This is a genomic window from Borborobacter xinjiangensis, assembly GCF_047739745.1.
In the GTDB taxonomy this organism is placed as follows: Bacteria; Pseudomonadota; Alphaproteobacteria; order Rhizobiales; family Rhizobiaceae; genus Pseudaminobacter.
Genome location: NZ_JBLLVA010000007.1, coordinates 1 through 17,203 on the forward strand (window position 1 = coordinate 1; position 17,203 = coordinate 17,203).

Genomic DNA, 17,203 nt, shown 5'->3' on the forward strand with positions numbered 1-17,203 from the left:
CTTCTTCACATGGGCATCGCCCGCCCCCATCAGCGCCCGGATCGCCGTCGGCGCGGTGTAGAAAATGTTGACCTGGTGCTTGTCGACCACCTCCCAGAAGCGTGACGGGCTCGGATGGTTCGGCACCCCCTCGAACATCAAGGTGGTGGCGCCGTTGGCCAGCGGCCCGTAGAGGATGTAGGAGTGGCCGGTGACCCAGCCGACATCGGCCGTGCACCAGTAGATGTCGCCGTCATGGTAGTCGAAGATGTACTGGTGGGTCATCGACACGAACACCAGATAGCCGCCGGTGGTGTGCAGCACGCCCTTCGGCTTGCCGGTCGAGCCGGAGGTGTAGAGGATGAACAGTGGGTCCTCCGCCTTCATCCTCTCCGGCGGGCAGTCGGCCGCCACAGCGGCGGCCGCCTCGTGGTGCCAGACGTCGCGGCCTTCCGCCCAGTCGATGCTGCCGCCGGTGCGGCGCACCACCACCACCGTCCTGACCGCCACGCCGTGGCCGGCGGCGATGGCGATCGCCTTGTCGGTGTTGGCCTTGAGCGGGATCGGCTTGCCGCCGCGCAGGCCCTCGTCGGCGGTGATCACCACGCTCGACTGGCAGTCGACGATGCGCCCGGCCAGCGCCTCCGGCGAGAAGCCGCCGAACACCACCGAATGGATGGCGCCGATGCGGGTGCAGGCCAGCATCGCATAGGCCGCCTCCGGGATCATCGGCATGTAGATGGTGACCCGGTCGCCCTTCTTGACCTCGCGCTGCTTCAAGACATTGGCGAAGCGGCAGACCTGTTCGTAAAGCTCGCGATAGGTGATCTTCCTGTCGTCGGCCGGATCGTCGCCCTCCCAGATGATCGCCACCTGGTCGCCGCGCGTCTTCAGGTGGCGGTCGATGCAGTTGTAGGCAACGTTGAGCTCGCCGTCCTCGAACCACTTGATCGACACCGCGCCGGCAAACGAGGCGTTCTTGACCTTGCTGTAGGGCGTGAACCAGTCCAGCCGCCGGCCGTGCTTGCCCCAGAACCCGTCCGGGTCGGCAACGCTCTCCGCATACCACTTCTCATAGGTCGCGTTGTCGATCAGCGCCGCCTTTTTCCATCCCGCCTGCACAGGATGAACAATTTCATCAACCATCTCAGTTCCTCACATGCGAGCGATATGCGCGGCGCTCCGGGCGGGAGCGACTATATCGCCAGATATTCGTTCCTGAGCTGCGGGCTATCGAGCAGCTCCTTGGCTGTGCCGGAGAAAGCCACTTCGCCGGTGTCGAGGATCACCGCTCGATCCGAAAGCCGCAGCGCGGCGACGGCGTTCTGTTCGACGATGATCGTGGTAATGCCGAGTTCCTTGATCTCGTGCAGGATGCGCTCGATTTCCTGGACGACGACCGGCGCAAGCCCCTCATAGGGCTCGTCAAGCAGAAGCAGCTTCACGTCCCGCGCCAGCGCTCGCGCCACCGCCAGCATCTGCTGTTCGCCGCCCGAAAGAGTGACGCCGTCCTGGTTTCGCCGCTCGGCCAGCCGCGGAAAATGCGAATAGATGCGGTCGAGCTCCCAGCCCTTGCCCGGCGCGACCTGCGCCAGGATGAGGTTTTCCTGTACGCTGAGCCCCTGGATGATACGCCGGTCCTCCGGTACGAGCTGGATGCCGGCGCGCGCCGCCTCGAAAGCCTTCATCTGGTGGATCGGCTTGCCCTGGAGCCAGATCTCGCCCGATTTCAGGGCGGGATTGTCCGTGCGCGCGATCGCCCGCAAAGTGGAGGTCTTGCCGGCGCCGTTGCGCCCCAGAAGCGCGAGGATTTCGCCCTTGCGCACCTCCAGCGAGACGCCTTGCACGATGTAGCTTTCGCCATAATAGGCATGGATGTCGCGCACCGAGAAGAACGCTTCCTCGCCCGCTTTGACGGTTTCGTCTGCGATGATTTCTCTTTGCATGGTCATTGCTGTCATGGGTATGTACCCCCGAGATAAGCCTGCTGCACGCGTGGATCGTCGCGAATTTCCTTGGGCAGGCCGGTGGCGATGATCTGCCCCTGCGCCAGCACCGATATCGTGTCGGCGAGCGAGAACACGACATGCATGTCGTGTTCGATGATCACCTTGGTCATGCCGCTGAGCTTGATCTTCTTCAACAGCTCGATCGTGGTGTTGGTGTCGTGGCGCGACATGCCCGCGGTCGGCTCGTCGAGCAGAAGCAGGCGCGGGCGCTGGATCAGGCACATGGCAAGCTCGAGCCGGCGCTTGTCGCCGCGCGACAGCGCCCCGGCATGGCCGTCGCGCCGCTCGTAGAGCCCGACATCCTGAAGCAGCGCCTCGGCCTCCTCGCGCAGTTCGTTCTCACGCGCGACCCGGGTGAACATGTTGACCCGAAACGCGCCGTCGCGCCTGGCGAAGGCCGGCGCCATCACATTGTGCAGCACCGGCAGGTCGGCGAAAATCTCCGGCGTCTGGAAGACGCGGGAAATGCCGAGCTGGTTGATCTCGTGCGGCGCCTTCCCGGTCAGGATGGTGCCGTCGAAGATCACCGCACCGCTGGTCGGCGCCAGCCGGCCGATGATGACGTTGAGCAGCGTCGACTTGCCCGCCCCGTTCGGCCCGATAATCGCATGGGTCTTGCCCTGCTCGATCTGCAGGTCGATATCGGACAGCGCCTTCAGGCCGGCGAAGTTCTTGTAGACGTCGGCGACGTGCAGCACCACGTTCGCGCCGTTGCCGTTCTGCGTCCCATTGCTGTTCTGCATCCTCGCCTCCGCTATTCGGCCGGTTGTGTCTTGAGCTTGCCGCCGGGGCTTCGGTCACGGCTGCCGAAGCGGCGCACGAGCCTCTGGACGCCTTCGACGATGCCGCCGGGCAGGAACACCACGATCAGCACGAACATTAGCCCCAGCGTCAGATGCCAGCCCTCGCCGACAAACTTCGACGTCACGGTCACCAGGAAGGTATCGACGCCGTCCGGCAGGAAATCGAAGAAGCGGTGCAGGATCGTTTCGTTGAAGGCCGAGAAGATGTTCTCGAAATATTTGATGATCCAGGCGCCGATGACCGGTCCGTAGAGCGTACCGACGCCGCCGAGGATGGTCATCAGCACGACATTGCCGGATTCAGTCCACTTCATCCGCTCGGCACCCGCAAGCGGGTCGGTAACCGACAACAGCGCGCCGGCGAGCCCGGCGAACATGCCCGAGATGACGAAGGCCGCCAGCGTATAGGGTTTGGTGTTGAAACCCGTGTAGTTCATGCGCGTCTGGTTGGACTTGATGCCGCGCAACGCCAGCCCGAAGGGCGAGGCGAATATCTTCTGCGAGACGAAGAAGGATGCGATCAGCAGGGCCGCGCAGAAATAGAAGCCGACATAGCCGTTCACATGCATGCCGAGCAGTGTCGGCGTCGGCAGGCCGGCGCCGGCCTGCGGCGTGCTGAACAATGCGTCGAGCACGCGCGGATCGTTGCGCACCAGAAGCAGCCCTGTCTCGCCGTTGGTGATCGGGGTCAGCACCGAATAGGCCAGGCTGTAGCACATCTGTGCGAAGGCCAGCGTCAGGATCGAGAAATAGATGCCCGAGCGCCGCAGGCTGAAATAGCCGATGACCAGCGCGAACAGCCCCGCCATTATCACGGCCAATATCACTGCCGGGATGACGCTCATCGTCAAGAGCTTGAACGACCACACCGCGGTGTAGGAACCGACGCCGAGGAAGGCGGCATGGCCGAAGCTCAGATAGCCGGTCAAGCCGAACAGGATGTTGAAGCCGATGGCGAAGATCGCATAGATCGCGAATTTCTGCATCAGGCCCGGATAGGCGGCGCCGAGCGGCGCCAGCCAGATCGGCATGGTGAGGACGACGACCGCGAACAGCGCCAGCGAGATAAGGTCTTTTCTTGAGAGCGAAAGCATGGCGCCTTAACTTTCCATGATGCCGCGGCGTCCCATCAGACCGCGCGGGCGAACGAGCAGGATGACGACCGCCACCAGATAGATGATGACCTGGTCGATGCCGGGAATGATCGACTTGATCTCGGTCATCGAGGCGATCGACTGCAGGATGCCGAGCAGGAAGCCTGCGGCCACCGCACCGGGCAGCGAGCCCATTCCGCCAACGACGACCACGACGAAGCTGAGCACCAGGAAATCCATGCCGAGCTGGTAGTTGGGAGGCAGGAGCGGCGTGTACATGACACCGGCGACACCGGCGACCACGGCCGCGATCCCGAACATGATGGTGAAGCGCCGGTCGATATTGATGCCCATCAGGCCGACGGTTTCACGATCCGCCATGCCGGCGCGCACCACCATGCCGAAGGTGGTGAAGTGCAGGAAGGCGAACACCGCGCCGATGACGCCGAGCGAGAAGAAGAAATAGACCAGGCGCCACCACGGATAGGTCAACACATGCGGGTCCATGCCGAGCCACACGCCAAGGTCGGCGGCACCGCGCAGGTCCGAGGGCACCGGCTGCGGCACCGGATTTGCGCCGAAAAAGCTTTTGACGATCTCCTGCAGCACGATCGCCAGCCCGAAGGTCACCAGGATCTGCTCGGCATGGCTGCGCTTGTAGAAATATTTGATCAGGCCGCGCTCCATGGCGATACCGATGATCAGCATCACGGGCACGGCAAGCAGCATCGAAATCGGCACCGAGTAGTCGACCAGCACTGCGCCGTAATCGCCGAACCAGCCTTCGACCAGTGGCGTACGGACCTCGAGCGGAGTGCCCCAGGGCGACAGCTTTTCCGGGTCGACGGTCACCGTTTCGATGGTGATCAGGTAGCGGAATGTGACGGCGCTGAAGCAACCGAGCATGAACAGGGCGCCGTGCGCGAAATTGACGACGCCCAGTGTGCCGAAGACCAGCGTCAGCCCCAGCGCGATCAGCGCATAGGCGCCGCCCTTGTCCAGTCCGTTGAGCAATTGCGCGAATATCGCGTTCATGGATCTCCCTCCGCCGGAACGTCGTCCCGGCAGCTTTATGATCGGGCGGGAAAGGCCCGGCGCCAGATGGCGCCGGACCCGTTATGTCAACCGGCGTCGACTAGCACTTGTTGGGCTCGTATGGCCCAAGCTCGCCGCCGAAGATGGAGGGATCGTAGGTGACCTCCTCGCGCGGCGTTTGCCCGATCACGTTCAGCACGTCGAACTTGCTGGTCGGATTGTCGTTGCCGCGCACGACCAGCACTTCCTTGAAGCACTGGTGGTCGGTGTCGCGATAGAGCGTCGGACCGTTGCCGGCGCCGTCGAACTCGAAGCCTTCGAGCGCCTTGATGACTTCCGGCGGATAGAAGCTTCCGGCCCTCTCGCAGGCATCGGCATAGAGGATCGCCTGCACATAGCCGGTGTGGGCCGACTGCGAGGGCGGCGAACCATAGGCCTCGCCATAGGCCTTGGTGAACGCCTTGGTGCCCTCGTCGCCGAGGTTCCAGTGCCAGTTCGAGGTGCCGATGATGCCCTTCACCGCCTCGCCGGCGCCCACGGCCATCAGTTCGGAGAACATCGGCACGACGATCTCGAAGTTCTTGCCGTTGGCCTGGCGGTCGCGCAGGCCGAACTGCACTGCCTGCGGCAGCGAGTTGACCATGTCGTGGCCGTAATGATTGAGGATAAGCACGTCCGCGCCGGAGTTCATGACCGGCGTCAGATATTGCGAATAGTCGCCGAGGCCGAGCGGCGTGCGCACCGCCGCCACCGTCTCCCAGCCGAGCGCTTCGGTGGCGTTCTTGATCGACTCTTCCTGGGTCCAGCCCCAGGTGTAGTCCGCCGTCAGGTGATAGGCGCGGCGATCCTTGCCATATTCCTTGGCCAGGAACGGTGCGATGGCGACGCCCGACTGATAGGCGTTGAAGAAATGGCGGAAGCCGTAGCGGCGCTTGTCCTTGCCGGTGGTATCGTTGGAGTGCGTCAGGCCCGCCATGTAGATGACGCCCTTCTCCTGGCACAGGCTCTGCACGGCGATCGCCTCGCCCGAGGTGACGCTGCCGGTGACCATGATGGCCTTGTCGCGCTCGATCATGCGGCGCGCGCCGTCGCGCGCGGCGTCGGTGTTGGTCTGGGTGTCGCCGGTCACGAAGGTGACCTTCTTGCCAAGGACGCCGTTGCCCTTCAGAGCCAGCGGTTTCAGCGTCTTCAGCATGCCGCCGTCGCCCTCGCCGTTGATGTGCTTGACGGCCAGCTCATAGGCCTTCAACTGCTCGAGGCCTTCTTCCGCGTAAGAACCGGTTTGCGGGACGTTGAATCCGAAAATCGCCGTATCGCCCGGCGCATTGCAGAATTCCTCCGCCCAAGCGCCCTTGGTGAAAATATAAGGCGTTGCCAGAGCGGTCAGTGCCGTCGCGCCGGCGCCCTTGAGCACCGAACGACGGTTGAAGCCTACGAGTTTAGTCATCTTCTCCTCCGTTGCCGCGGCTCCAAAGCAGCCGCAATTCCTCCCGCGTAAAGACTGCAATAATTTGCAATGAACGCAATAGTGACTTGAAAATAAAAGGATTTCCTGTCAAATTGTAGCAGATACACAGGTCAAATCTGTCAATAATTTACAGCCGGCACCGTCCGGCACTCAGCGAAACGGCAGGCGGCATGCGTGCACCGATCGGAATGCGAATAAGGCATCGGCGCAAAGCCGTCGGCCTTTCCCAGACGGCGCTTGCACAGTCGGTCGGCATTTCGCCGAGCTATCTCAACCTCATCGAAAGCAACAAGCGTGAAGTCGGCGGCGCACTGCTGATCAGGATCGCCGAGCGGCTCGGCCTGGCGATCGACCGGCTGTCGGGTGAAAGCGAATTGCGGCTGATCCAGACGGTGGAGGAGCTGCTGCTCGACCCGGCGCTGGAAGGCGTGGGGCTCGAGGCCGGCGACGGAAGGAAGCTTGTCGCCCAGTTTCCGGAGGCTGCGACGGCGCTGGCGCGGCTCTACCGTGCCTATTCGGACGCCATGGCAAGTGTCGATTCCTATGCCGACCGGCTGAAGTCCGATCCACTCTTTGCCCAGTTGCTGCATCAGGTCCTCAACCGGATCACCGCAATGCGCTCGGGCGCCGAAATCCTTTCCGAGCCCGACCTCGACGACGACGACAAGGCCCACTTCCTCGCCGCGATCAACAAGGAGGCCTTCGACCTGACCGAAATGGCCCGCACGCTGGTCAGCTATTTCGACCAGTCGGTGGCCCAGCAGCGCTCGGTCTCTCCACGGCGCGAGCTCGACGATTTCATTATCGAGGAAAACAACTATTTCCCGATTCTGGAGGCGACCGCCGACAGCCTGCGCGCCGAAATCGGCGGGGATGGCGCCATGACCGAGGCCTGTCTGGCCGAGGCGCTGGAGCGCAATTTCTCCGTGACATGCCAGGTGGCGTCCGCCCCGATCTTGCAAGGCGGATTCTCGGCGCGCTTCGACTTCGACGCGGAGCACCGCGTTCTGCGGTTCCAGAATTCGACGCCGGCGGCGACGAGGCAATTCCAGATGGCGCGTCTCTACGCCGAACTGGCGGCGGCCGACGTGCTCGACACCCATGTCAACGATCGCCGGCTGACTTCGCCGGCAGCGCGGCGTCTGGCCTATCGCGCCATGGCCTCTTACCTGGCGGGCGCGATCATGATGCCCTATGGCCGCATTCTCGAAGACGCGGAGCGGCAGCACTACGACATCGACGTCCTCAGCCATCAATATACGGCGAGCTTCGAACAGGTGGCGCATCGCTTCGTCACCCTGCGGCGCCGTGGCGAGGAGGGCGTGCCGTTCGGTTTCCTGCGTGCCGATCCGGCGGGACGACTGACCAAGCACTTCCCGTTGCCCGGCCTGCTCCTTCCCAGTTCAGGCCATGGCTGTCCGCTCTGGCCGATCTATGAGGCGATCCGCACCGATCGCATCGTGCGCCAGGTGGCGGAGTTCTCCAACGGCTCGCGCTATCTGTTCATCGCCAGCGCGGTGTCGAAGCGGGCGGGCGCATATCGCGAACAGCCCTTCCACTACTCCGTCATGCTGGCCTGCGACATTCTCCATGCCGACCGCACGATCTACGGCCGCGGCCTGAACCTCGGCGAACCGCTCATCACGGTCCCGGTCGGGCCCTCCTGCCGGCTTTGCGTGCGGCGGCAATGCGGCCATCGCCAGGAGGATGCGCTGGATACGGGAAGCGAGAACCCCCATCTGCACGAACCGATGATCCGTCGCGAATTCCGCATCGATCAGACCGTCTGATCGGTCTCGCGGCGTGCCGCAGAGTTGCTCTCAGACGGCTCGCCTTCGCCGCGAAGCGGCAGCGTCAGACGAAAACAGGCGCCGGGCAGCCTGCCGTCGATCAGTTCCAGCTTGCCGCCCAGCCGCTGCACGATCTTGTGGCTGATGTTCAGGCCCAGCCCCAGGCCCGAATCGGATTTTCGCGATCCGTTCTGGCTGCCGCGCACGAATTTCTCGAAAATGTTCTTGCGATCCTCATGCGGAATGCCAGAGCCATTGTCGGAGATTTCGATCATGTAGCGCCCGCGCGTCGCCACTGAGCGTATCTGCACGATAGGCTCGGGCGAATCATTGTATTTGATGGCGTTGGCGATGATGTTGATCAGCACCTGGCACAGACGATCGGCATCGGCCAGAACGCTTCCGACCTTTGCCCGCGACACCATCTCGACCTTCATGTTGCGCTGCCTGGCCAGCGCCTCGCAGACTTCTATCGCCCGATCCAGCACCTTCTCGGCATCGACCGGCACGTTGTCCCAACCACGCTGGCCCTGTTCCAGCACGCTGAGGTCAAGGATCTCGTCCAGCAGCTTCGTCAGCCGCACGCTCTCATGATAGATCGTCGAGGCGAAGCGCTCGCGCTGATCGTCGGTCAGCCTGTCATCGGTCAGCAGGATTTCGGAGAACGAGCGGATCGAGGTCATCGGCGTGCGGACCTCATGGCTGACCTGCGACAGGAAATCGTCCTTCTGCCGGTGCAGCTCGTGCAGCAGCGCGTTGGCTTCCTGCAGCTTCTTTGCGGTCGAACGCAGTTCGGCCGATTTTTCCTCCAGCTTGTGCGAATATTCGATGACCTGCTGCGTCTCGTCAGCGATCTTCATCACCTCTTCCAGCGAAACCTTGTCGCCGGCCACGACTTTGGACAGCATCACATGCGCGGAGGCCGCACCGATGGAACTGGCCAGCTCGCGCTCCAGACGGCCGATGAATTCGGGCGACACGCCAAGGCTGCTTGCGGCGTTTCCGCGAGCGATCTCGGCGGTGTCGAACAGCGCCTGCGCACGCTTCCAGCCGAGAACGCGCTCGGCCACGAAGAACAGATCCTCCGTCGTGGCCGAGCCGCGAATCGTATGCGGCTGGATGATCGAGCCGCGTTTGAAGATGTCGACGAACAGCGTCGCCTGAATGCGCTCCAGCGCGCTCTGGCTGGTGAACAGCGACACCGCGACAAGAATGCCGGTGTTCAGGAACAGGCTCCAGAACACTGAATGAACCAGCGGATCGAGGTTCCGCAAGCCGAACAGCGCTTCTGGCTTCAGCAGGGCGATGCCCCAGGGGCCATTGGCCAGGAGATTGGCGATCGTCGGGCTGGTGCTTTCGAAGCTTGGCAGGAACATCGTCCACGCCCAGACAATGAAGCCGACCAGCATGCCGGTCACGGCGCCCTTGACGGTGGCCTCCCTCCAGTAGAGCGCGGCAAGCATCGCCGGCAGGAACTGCGCCACGCCGGCAAAGGAAATCAGGCCGATCGGAGCCAGCGCATCCGAGTCGCCGGCCAGCCAGAAATAGACGAACCCCAGGAAGAGAATGACGCCGATCGAGATGCGCCGGCTGCGCAGCAGCAGATGGGCTACGCCATGCTCGCCGGCGAGCTCCAGATTGGCCGATCGGCGCAGCGCAATCGGCAGCACGATATGGTTCGACATCATGATCGACAGCGCGATCGACGCGACGATGATCATCGAAGTGGCGCTGGAGAAGCCTCCGATAAAGGCAAACAGGGCCAGCCCGTCGTGCCCGGTCGACATCGGCAGCGTCAGCACGAACATGTCCGGATTGGCCCCCGCCGGCAGGGTGGCAAGCCCGTAAAGTGCGATTGGCGCCGTGAAGATACTCATCAGCAACATGTAGAGCGGGAAAGCCCAGCCTGCCGTGCGCAGATGTTCGGCATTGGAGTTCTCGACGACCGTGATCTGGAATTGCCGCGGCAGGCACAGCACCGCCGTGGACGACAGAACCAGGATGGCGACCCAGCGGCTGCCGAAATCGCTCTTGTCGTGAATGGCGATGCCGGCGTCCTGCGCGCGCGTATAGACTTCCTCGAAACCGCTGTTCAGGCCGAAGACGACGAAGCTGCCGACGGCCAGCAGCGCGATCAGCTTGACCATCGCCTCAAAGGCGATTGCCGCCACGACGCCGTGATGCTGCTCCTTCGCGTCGACATTGCGCGTGCCGAACAGAATGGTGAAAAGCGCCATGCAGGCCGCCACGCCGAAGGCCAGGCTGACATTGTCCAATCCCGACAGCCGGCCGCCGCTGGAGCCGTTGGCGGCAGTCACGACCTGGATCGAGGTGGTGATCGCCTTGAGCTGCAGGGCGATATAGGGCGTGACGCTGACGATGGCGATCAGGGTGACGAGCACGGCGAGCCGGCTCGATTTGCCGAAACGCGACGAAAGCAGGTCGGCGACCGAGGTGATCCGCAAGGTCTGGCTGATGCGTACGAGCTTGCGCAGCACAAACCACCAGCCGACGAATACCAGCGTCGGTCCGAGATAGATGGCGAGAAATTCCAGCCCGTCGCGTGCCGCCGTGCCTACGGCGCCGTAAAAGGTCCAGCTCGTGCAATAGACCGAGATCGACAGCGTATAGACCAGCGGCGAGCGCAGGAACCTGGTGTTGCCCCGCCGGGCCCTTGCGTCAAACACATAGGCGAGAACGAAGAGCAGGCCGACATAGCCGATTGCGGTCAATATGACGAAATCGGGCGACAGCATCAGCCATCGGTCTCCCTGGCCGCATCGGCCGAGGCATCCGGCGTCTGATTGTCGGCCCGCGGCATTCGCCACGAGACAATGGCGGCACCCGCGATCAGGAGCAGCCAGACGAAGAAGACATAGATGGTTTCGAGCGGCATGCCCAAAAGCCGTTGGCGAGCATCGAACAGACCGATCAGCGGCGGCAGCAGAAGTGCGGCCCCAAGCACCGGCAGCATGAAGGCGGCCTGCTCGCGCCGGCGCGTATCCAGCCTTGTGGGCCTCGCCGATTCAGGAGCCGGCTTCGCCATTGGTCAGCCTCCGGATTGGCCGAGGAGCCGCCGCACTTCCACGATCACGTCATCATTGGCATAGGGCTTGGTCACGAAACCATCGGCGTGAAGTTCCGCCGCGATCTTGCGGTCATATTGCTGGCCGCGCGCGGTCAGGATCAGAACCGGCACATTGCGCGTCGCCTCATCCGCACGCAACTGCTTGAGAACTTCGAGACCGGTGCGCTTGGGCATCATGATGTCGAGAACGACCACGCGCGGCTTCAGCCGCCGCACGGCGTCGAGCGCTGCCTCGCCATCGGTCACCGATTTTACCGACCAGCCCGCTCGCCTCAAGATGAAATCGAGCGAATCCAGAATGGCCGGCTCATCTTCGGCAACCAGCACGTCCACCATGATTTCCATCCTCCCCAAAACTGGAAATCCCACACGTCAATAGTACGTCTCCGCCGGATACGTTCCCCAACGTTCCCGGCGATCTCTATTGAAGGAGCGCCCGCACCCACCTGCGGCCGATTTATGCGCCGGCATGGCAGAGTGCATCGGCTCAAAAGAGCCCCGTTTTGTCGGCAGGTCAAGTCGCCCTCGGCGGCGTCGATGCGTCAGCGCAAGGCCGCCGCCACCGCTTGCTCGCGCAGCAGCGCCATCAGCCGCTCCGCCTCCATGACGGCGGCTTCCTCGTCACGCTCGACGATCGCGCTTATCAGGCTGACGTGCTGTGCCGCCGCCTGTGCCAGGCCCGCCCTTTGGAAGCGGAACCAGAAACGGCGGCTGTGGGTCTGAAGCGGAGCCACCAGCCGCACCGCGAACGGATTGTCCGCACAGACGGCAATCGCCTCGTCCACGGTCTTGTCGGCCTGCAGAAAACGGGCGACATCGGCTTGCGTAACCGCCGCCTGCATCTCGTCGGCGGCGGCGCGCAGGCGATCGGTGGTCATTGCGGTGGCGAAGCGGGCCGCCGAGCGAGCAAGAACCGCCTCGCAGCCACGCCTTGCATCAATCACCTTGACCCAATCGGCGGCGTGCAGCGGCGCAATCTCCAGTCCGGCGCGGGGACGCACGCTCACCAGCCCTTCCCAGGCAAGGCGCTGGATCGCCTCCCGCACCGGAGTGCGGCCGAGCGACAGCATGTCGATCAGCGCGCCTTCGGTCGTGACTTCGCCCGGCACTAACTGGAGCATCACGATCATCCGCTCCAGCGCGCGATAGGCCCTGGCCGCCGCCGGCTCGGGCGGATCCGTGCGATCGGGCTCTAGCAAACTGATCTCGGAACGCAAACAGACCTCCTCGTGCGATTTTCTCCAGAGCGCCGTATGTTCAACCGGACGCACAAAGGACGCTCTAACACTTTGGCTGGGCATCGGATTGTTCCGAAAACCGGACTCTATTTTCGGTCCGATGCTCTAGCAGCTCGCGAATCCGTTTGACAGGCGGTAGGTTCAGGTAAAATATATCAGTGATATATCACTGGAGCAATCGCATGTGGACCGGAGTTTTTCCTGCCGTCACCACCAAGTTCACTGAAGATGACAGGCTCGACCATGCCGAGATGGAGCGCTGCTTCGCGCTACAGGTGGAAGCCGGCTGCGACGGCATCATCGTCGCCGGCTCGCTTGGCGAGGGTCCGATGCTGTCGATGGAAGAGAAGCTCGCGGTGCTGAAGACGGCGCAGGGCGTCGCCTCCGGCAAACCGGTTCTTCTGACCATCAACGAGGCCGCGACCCGCGATGGCGCGGCTCTCGCCCGCAAGGCGGCCGCCGCCGGCGCCGACGGGCTGATGGTCGTGCCGAGCCCTATCTACCACACCAACCCGGAAGAAACCGTCGCCACGATGAAGGCGGTGGCGATCGCCGGTGAACTGCCGGTTATGATCTATTCCAACCGGGTCGCCTACAGGGTGGATGTGACCGTCGGGGTCATGGAACAGCTTGCGGATGATCCGCTCTTCGTTGCCGTCAAGGAATCCTCTGACGACATCCGGCGTTCGACTGAGATCATCAACCGCTTCGGCAACCGCTTCGACCTGTTCACCGGCGTCGACAATCTCGCCTTCGAGGCGCTCAGCGTCGGCGCGATCGGCTGGGTCGCCGGCCTCGTCACCGCCTTCCCGCGCGAGACCGTGGCAATCTACCAACTCATGCGGCAGGGTCGGCGCGAAGAAGCTCTCGCCATCTACCGCTGGTTTCGCCCGCTGCTCGACCTCGATGTCTCGACCTATCTGGTCCAGAACATCAAGCTTGCCGAAGTTCATTCGATCGGCACCAATGACCGCGTGCGCATGCCTCGCCAGCCATTGTCGGGCGAACGGCGCAAAGCCGTCGAGAAGATCATCACGGACGCACTTGCAGTCAGGCCGGTATTGCCATCCTTCTGATCTGAACATCGCCGGCGGGAGGAGACATGAACGGCGAGAATGGCAAAATCGATATCGCGATCGTCGGCGCGGGGATCATCGGCATCTCGATCGCCGCGCACCTTGCGGAAGCCGGCCGCCACGTGAAGGTGTTCGACCGTACTGGCATCTGCGAGGAAACGAGTTCCGGCAATGCCGCCGCCTTCGCCTTTTCGGATGTCCTGCCACTGGCGCACAAAGGCATGCTGGCGAAGGTGCCGCACTGGCTTTCCGACCCGCTCGGGCCGCTCAGCATTCCGCCCTCCTATCTGCCGAGCCTCCTCCCGTGGCTTTATCGCTTCTGGCGCGCCGGCCAGCCCGCTCGGTATGAAGACGCGCTTGCCGCGCAGGCGAGCCTGATGGCACTTGCCGAAAAAGCCTGGACCGGATTGATGGCGCGCTCGGGCACGCGCGCAATGCTGCGTGAGAACGGCGCGCTCGAACTTTACGAAAGCGAACGGGAATTCGAGGACGCCCTACCCGGCTGGGCCGTGCGCGCCCGTTTCGGCATCGAGCATCACCATTTGCGGCAGCACGAAATCTCTGATTATCAGCCGGGCCTTTCACCTGCCTTCGTGCGCGCGACCTTCGTGCCCGGCTGGAAGACGGTGGACGATCCGAAGCTGCTCGGCAAGGCGATCTGGCACTATGCCGAGGAACGGGGCGCCGGCTTCGTGCGCGGCGATGTCGCTCTTGCCATGCCGTCGAAAGCCGGCGTCACCATCCAGCTCCGCCACGGCCGCACGTTCTCGGCACGACGGCTGGTGATTGCCGCCGGCGCCTGGTCGCATCGTCTGGCACGGCAATTCGGCGACCGCCTGCCGCTCGAAACCGAGCGCGGCTACAACACGACGCTTCCGGCATCCGCCTTCGACGTCAAGCGCCAGCTCACATTTCCGGGCCATGGCTTCGTCATAACACCGCTGTCGACCGGTCTGCGCATCGGCGGCGCGGTCGAACTGGGCGGCCTTGAACGTGCGCCCAATTTTGCGCGCGCAAAAGCGATGCTCGCAAAGGCAAAAAGGTTTCTGCCAGGCCTCGATGCAGGCGCTGGCCGCGAATGGATGGGTTTTCGCCCTTCGCTTCCGGATTCGCTTCCCGTTGTCGGGCAGGCGAAATATCATCCCAATGTTTTTTATGCCTTCGGCCATGGCCATCTCGGCCTGACGCAAGCCGCCGCCACTGGCCTGTTGATCCGCGACCTCGTTCTCGAACAGGCTCCTTCTGTCGACCTTTCGCCTTTTTCCGCGCAACGCTTCTGAGCAGGACACCATGGCAAGGCATTCCTTCTTCTGCATCGACGGGCATACATGCGGCAATCCGGTTCGGCTCGTCGCCGGCGGCGGGCCGCGCCTCGAGGGCTCCACCATGATGGAGCGGCGAGCGCATTTTCTCGCCGAGTATGATTGGATACGCACCGGCCTGATGTTCGAACCACGTGGTCACGACATGATGTCGGGCTCGATCCTCTACCCGCCGACCAGGGACGACTGCGACGTCGCCATCCTGTTCATCGAAACCTCCGGTTGCCTGCCGATGTGCGGGCACGGAACCATCGGTACGGTAACTTTCGCCATCGAGCACGGACTAGTGACGCCGAAGACGCCGGGCATTTTGCGGCTCGACACACCGGCCGGCCTCGTCATCGCGGAATACCGGCAGGTTGGCGACTATGTCGAGGAAGTGCGCATAACCAACGTGCCGTCCTTTCTCTATGCTGAAGGGCTGACGGTCGATTGCCCGGACCTTGGCGAACTGCGCGTCGATGTCGCTTATGGCGGCAATTTCTACGCCATTGTCGAACCCCAGGAGAATTTCCGCGACATGGCCGACTATTCGGCGGGTCAACTGGTGGCGTGGAGCCCCGTCGTCCGACAACGGCTCAATGAGAAATACACCTTCGCGCATCCCGAAAACCCGGGCATCGATCGCCTTTCGCACATGCTGTGGACCGGCGCGCCGAAAAATCCGCAGGCGCATGCCCGCAATGCCGTTTTCTATGGCGAGAAGGCAATCGACCGGTCGCCCTGCGGCACCGGCACCTCGGCACGCATGGCGCAGCTCCACGCCAAAGGCCGGCTCAAGTCCGGCGATTCATTCGTTCATGAATCGATCATCGGCTCGCTTTTCAAGGGCCGCGTCGAGCGCGAGGCAACAGTCGGCGACAAGCAGGCGATCGTTCCCTCGATCGGCGGATGGGCGCGCATGACCGGCCTGAACACCATCTTCATCGACGACCGCGACCCGTTTGCACATGGCTTCACCGTGGCATGAACAGTGCCTTGCCGGGCGCCGGGATCGGTTCGCAAGGAAGAAAGGGAAGCGCTTTGCAGGCGCAAAAATATACCGTATCAGACTCGGGATATGCACGATTGTTCGATCAAGTCCCCGACCCGGTACGGATTTGTCAAAGACATTGCGTTGTGCCAATGGTAGCTTCCGTAACCGGTCGAGCAGGGGGGAGCGAAGACAGGCAGGCGCGGGCGTGATGAGGCCCCTGTCCGGACATGGGAATTCACGTTGGCCAGCCTCGAATCTTGAAGAACGCGTATCCCCGGATCGGGCGAATCGTCCGAAACCGGCAGCGAGACGCGATTAATGGGTGCTAGTGTGGCTTTGCACGTCCATTCGGACGAAGAGCGCACTAGGGGAGATATGACGAGGGAATGCGCGGTGTCGCCATTCCAGGGGAGCCGTTCCATATGGAATATTTTGTCCAGCAGCTTATCAACGGGCTGACGCTGGGATCCATCTATGGGCTGATCGCAATCGGCTACACGATGGTCTACGGCATCATAGGCATGATCAACTTCGCCCATGGCGACGTTTTCATGATCGGCGCATTCGGCGCGCTCATAACCTTCCTGCTTCTGATCGGACTCTTTTACTCGTTGCCGGTCGCGGTGGCGCTGCTGATCATGATGGTGGTGGCGATGCTGCTCACCAGCCTCTACAACTGGGCGATCGAAAAGGTCGCCTATCGGCCCTTGCGCGGCTCCTTCCGCCTTGCCCCGCTGATCACCGCCATCGGCATGTCGATCGCGCTGTCCAACTTCGTGCAGGTGACGCAGGGCCCGCGCAACAAGCCCATTCCGCCGATGATCTCGAAGGTCTACACGATCGAAGGCATCAGCGTTTCGCTGAAGCAGATCGTCATCGTCATCGTCACCGCGGTTCTGCTGGCGATCTTCTGGTACGTGGTCAACAAGACCTCGCTCGGCCGCGCCCAGCGCGCCTGCGAGCAGGACCAGAAGATGGCGGCGCTGCTCGGCATTGACGTCGACCGGACGATCTCCATCACCTTCATCATGGGCGCGGCGCTCGCCGCGGTCGCCGGCACGCTGTTCCTGATGTATTACGGCGTGGTGGTTTTTTCGGACGGCTTCGTACCGGGTGTGAAGGCGTTCACCGCCGCCGTCCTTGGCGGCATCGGCTCCATCCCCGGCGCCGTGATCGGCGGCCTGCTGATCGGCTTCATCGAATCGATGTGGTCGGCCTATTTCTCCATCGACTATAAGGACGTGGCAGCGTTTTCCATCCTGGCGATCGTGCTGATCTTCCTGCCATCCGGCATATTGGGCCGGCCCGAAGTGGAGAAGGTCTGA

The 17,203-nt window shown here is 62.9% G+C and carries 15 protein-coding genes; 5 read left to right on the forward strand and 10 right to left on the reverse strand.

Going from position 1 to position 17,203, the window contains the following annotated elements; genetic code table 11:
* The 6 genes from ACLKMW_RS09900 to ACLKMW_RS09925 form a co-directional block, all read right to left on the reverse strand.
* Positions 1–1,125: AMP-binding protein (locus ACLKMW_RS09900; protein WP_415724294.1), on the reverse strand; the 1,125-nt coding region annotated here is incomplete at its 3' end.
* 50 nt (positions 1,126–1,175) lie between these two features.
* Positions 1,176–1,940, reverse strand: a complete 765-nt coding sequence (locus tag ACLKMW_RS09905; protein WP_415724295.1) for an ABC transporter ATP-binding protein — start codon at positions 1,938–1,940, stop codon at positions 1,176–1,178.
* Positions 1,937–2,731, reverse strand: coding sequence for an ABC transporter ATP-binding protein (locus ACLKMW_RS09910; protein ID WP_415724296.1), 795 nt, complete (start codon positions 2,729–2,731; stop codon positions 1,937–1,939). The genes ACLKMW_RS09905 and ACLKMW_RS09910 overlap by 4 nt, the downstream gene beginning before the upstream one ends.
* Before the next feature lie 11 nt (positions 2,732–2,742).
* Positions 2,743–3,885 carry a branched-chain amino acid ABC transporter permease gene (locus ACLKMW_RS09915; protein WP_415724297.1) on the reverse strand — a complete coding sequence of 381 codons (1,143 nt, stop codon included), beginning with the start codon at positions 3,883–3,885 and terminating at the stop codon, positions 2,743–2,745.
* A gap of 6 nt (positions 3,886–3,891) precedes the next feature.
* Entirely contained in the window at positions 3,892–4,920 is a 1,029-nt protein-coding gene (locus tag ACLKMW_RS09920; protein WP_415724298.1) for a branched-chain amino acid ABC transporter permease, read from the reverse strand.
* A gap of 100 nt (positions 4,921–5,020) precedes the next feature.
* The gene (locus ACLKMW_RS09925; protein ID WP_415724299.1) at positions 5,021–6,367 is read right to left on the reverse strand and encodes a substrate-binding protein; all 1,347 of its coding nucleotides are present in this window, start codon (positions 6,365–6,367) and stop codon (positions 5,021–5,023) included.
* A gap of 191 nt (positions 6,368–6,558) precedes the next feature.
* On the opposite strand from ACLKMW_RS09925, the gene ACLKMW_RS09930 reads away from it, so the two are divergent.
* Positions 6,559–8,178, forward strand: a complete 1,620-nt coding sequence (locus tag ACLKMW_RS09930; protein WP_415724300.1) for a helix-turn-helix domain-containing protein — start codon at positions 6,559–6,561, stop codon at positions 8,176–8,178.
* On the opposite strand, the gene ACLKMW_RS09935 is transcribed toward ACLKMW_RS09930, so the two are convergent.
* The 4 genes from ACLKMW_RS09935 to ACLKMW_RS09950 form a co-directional block, all read right to left on the reverse strand.
* Positions 8,166–10,934: an ATP-binding protein gene (locus tag ACLKMW_RS09935; RefSeq protein WP_415724301.1), complete on the reverse strand. Its 2,769-nt coding sequence runs from the start codon at positions 10,932–10,934 to the stop codon at positions 8,166–8,168. The genes ACLKMW_RS09930 and ACLKMW_RS09935 overlap by 13 nt on opposite strands.
* The gene (locus ACLKMW_RS09940) at positions 10,934–11,224 is read right to left on the reverse strand and encodes a hypothetical protein (RefSeq protein ID WP_415724302.1); all 291 of its coding nucleotides are present in this window, start codon (positions 11,222–11,224) and stop codon (positions 10,934–10,936) included. Before ACLKMW_RS09940 ends, ACLKMW_RS09935 begins: the two co-directional genes overlap by 1 nt.
* A 3-nt stretch (positions 11,225–11,227) precedes the next feature.
* Positions 11,228–11,602 (reverse strand): response regulator transcription factor, encoded by a 375-nt coding sequence (locus ACLKMW_RS09945; protein WP_415724303.1) that lies wholly within the window; start codon positions 11,600–11,602, stop codon positions 11,228–11,230.
* Positions 11,603–11,808: 206 nt separating this feature from the next.
* Positions 11,809–12,483 carry a GntR family transcriptional regulator gene (locus ACLKMW_RS09950; protein WP_415724304.1) on the reverse strand — a complete coding sequence of 225 codons (675 nt, stop codon included), beginning with the start codon at positions 12,481–12,483 and terminating at the stop codon, positions 11,809–11,811.
* A 203-nt stretch (positions 12,484–12,686) separates the two neighbouring features.
* Between ACLKMW_RS09950 and ACLKMW_RS09955 the strand changes: the two genes are divergently transcribed.
* From ACLKMW_RS09955 to ACLKMW_RS09970, 4 genes are all read left to right on the forward strand, one after another.
* Entirely contained in the window at positions 12,687–13,580 is an 894-nt protein-coding gene (locus ACLKMW_RS09955) for a dihydrodipicolinate synthase family protein (protein WP_415724305.1), read from the forward strand.
* Between the two features lie 26 nt (positions 13,581–13,606).
* Complete coding sequence (locus ACLKMW_RS09960; protein WP_415724306.1) at positions 13,607–14,860, forward strand: NAD(P)/FAD-dependent oxidoreductase; 1,254 nt, start codon at positions 13,607–13,609, stop codon at positions 14,858–14,860.
* A gap of 10 nt (positions 14,861–14,870) precedes the next feature.
* A complete protein-coding gene (locus ACLKMW_RS09965) occupies positions 14,871–15,872 on the forward strand; it encodes a 4-hydroxyproline epimerase (protein ID WP_415724307.1) in 1,002 nt (333 codons plus the stop codon).
* Positions 15,873–16,300: 428 nt separating this feature from the next.
* The gene (locus ACLKMW_RS09970) at positions 16,301–17,203 is read left to right on the forward strand and encodes a branched-chain amino acid ABC transporter permease (RefSeq protein ID WP_415724308.1); all 903 of its coding nucleotides are present in this window, start codon (positions 16,301–16,303) and stop codon (positions 17,201–17,203) included.

Coding starts and splice junctions, on each gene's coding strand:
- ACLKMW_RS09935 (WP_415724301.1), bottom strand. CDS start 10,934: ATGCTGTCGCCCGATTTCGTCATATTGACCGCAATCGGCTATGTCGGC.
- ACLKMW_RS09910 (WP_415724296.1), bottom strand. CDS start 2,731: ATGCAGAACAGCAATGGGACGCAGAACGGCAACGGCGCGAACGTGGTG.
- ACLKMW_RS09905 (WP_415724295.1), bottom strand. CDS start 1,940: ATGACAGCAATGACCATGCAAAGAGAAATCATCGCAGACGAAACCGTC.
- ACLKMW_RS09945 (WP_415724303.1), bottom strand. CDS start 11,602: ATGGTGGACGTGCTGGTTGCCGAAGATGAGCCGGCCATTCTGGATTCG.
- ACLKMW_RS09930 (WP_415724300.1), top strand. CDS start 6,559: ATGCGTGCACCGATCGGAATGCGAATAAGGCATCGGCGCAAAGCCGTC.
- ACLKMW_RS09925 (WP_415724299.1), bottom strand. CDS start 6,367: ATGACTAAACTCGTAGGCTTCAACCGTCGTTCGGTGCTCAAGGGCGCC.
- ACLKMW_RS09970 (WP_415724308.1), top strand. CDS start 16,301: ATGGAATATTTTGTCCAGCAGCTTATCAACGGGCTGACGCTGGGATCC.
- ACLKMW_RS09915 (WP_415724297.1), bottom strand. CDS start 3,885: ATGCTTTCGCTCTCAAGAAAAGACCTTATCTCGCTGGCGCTGTTCGCG.
- ACLKMW_RS09965 (WP_415724307.1), top strand. CDS start 14,871: ATGGCAAGGCATTCCTTCTTCTGCATCGACGGGCATACATGCGGCAAT.
- ACLKMW_RS09960 (WP_415724306.1), top strand. CDS start 13,607: ATGAACGGCGAGAATGGCAAAATCGATATCGCGATCGTCGGCGCGGGG.
- ACLKMW_RS09955 (WP_415724305.1), top strand. CDS start 12,687: ATGTGGACCGGAGTTTTTCCTGCCGTCACCACCAAGTTCACTGAAGAT.
- ACLKMW_RS09940 (WP_415724302.1), bottom strand. CDS start 11,224: ATGGCGAAGCCGGCTCCTGAATCGGCGAGGCCCACAAGGCTGGATACG.
- ACLKMW_RS09920 (WP_415724298.1), bottom strand. CDS start 4,920: ATGAACGCGATATTCGCGCAATTGCTCAACGGACTGGACAAGGGCGGC.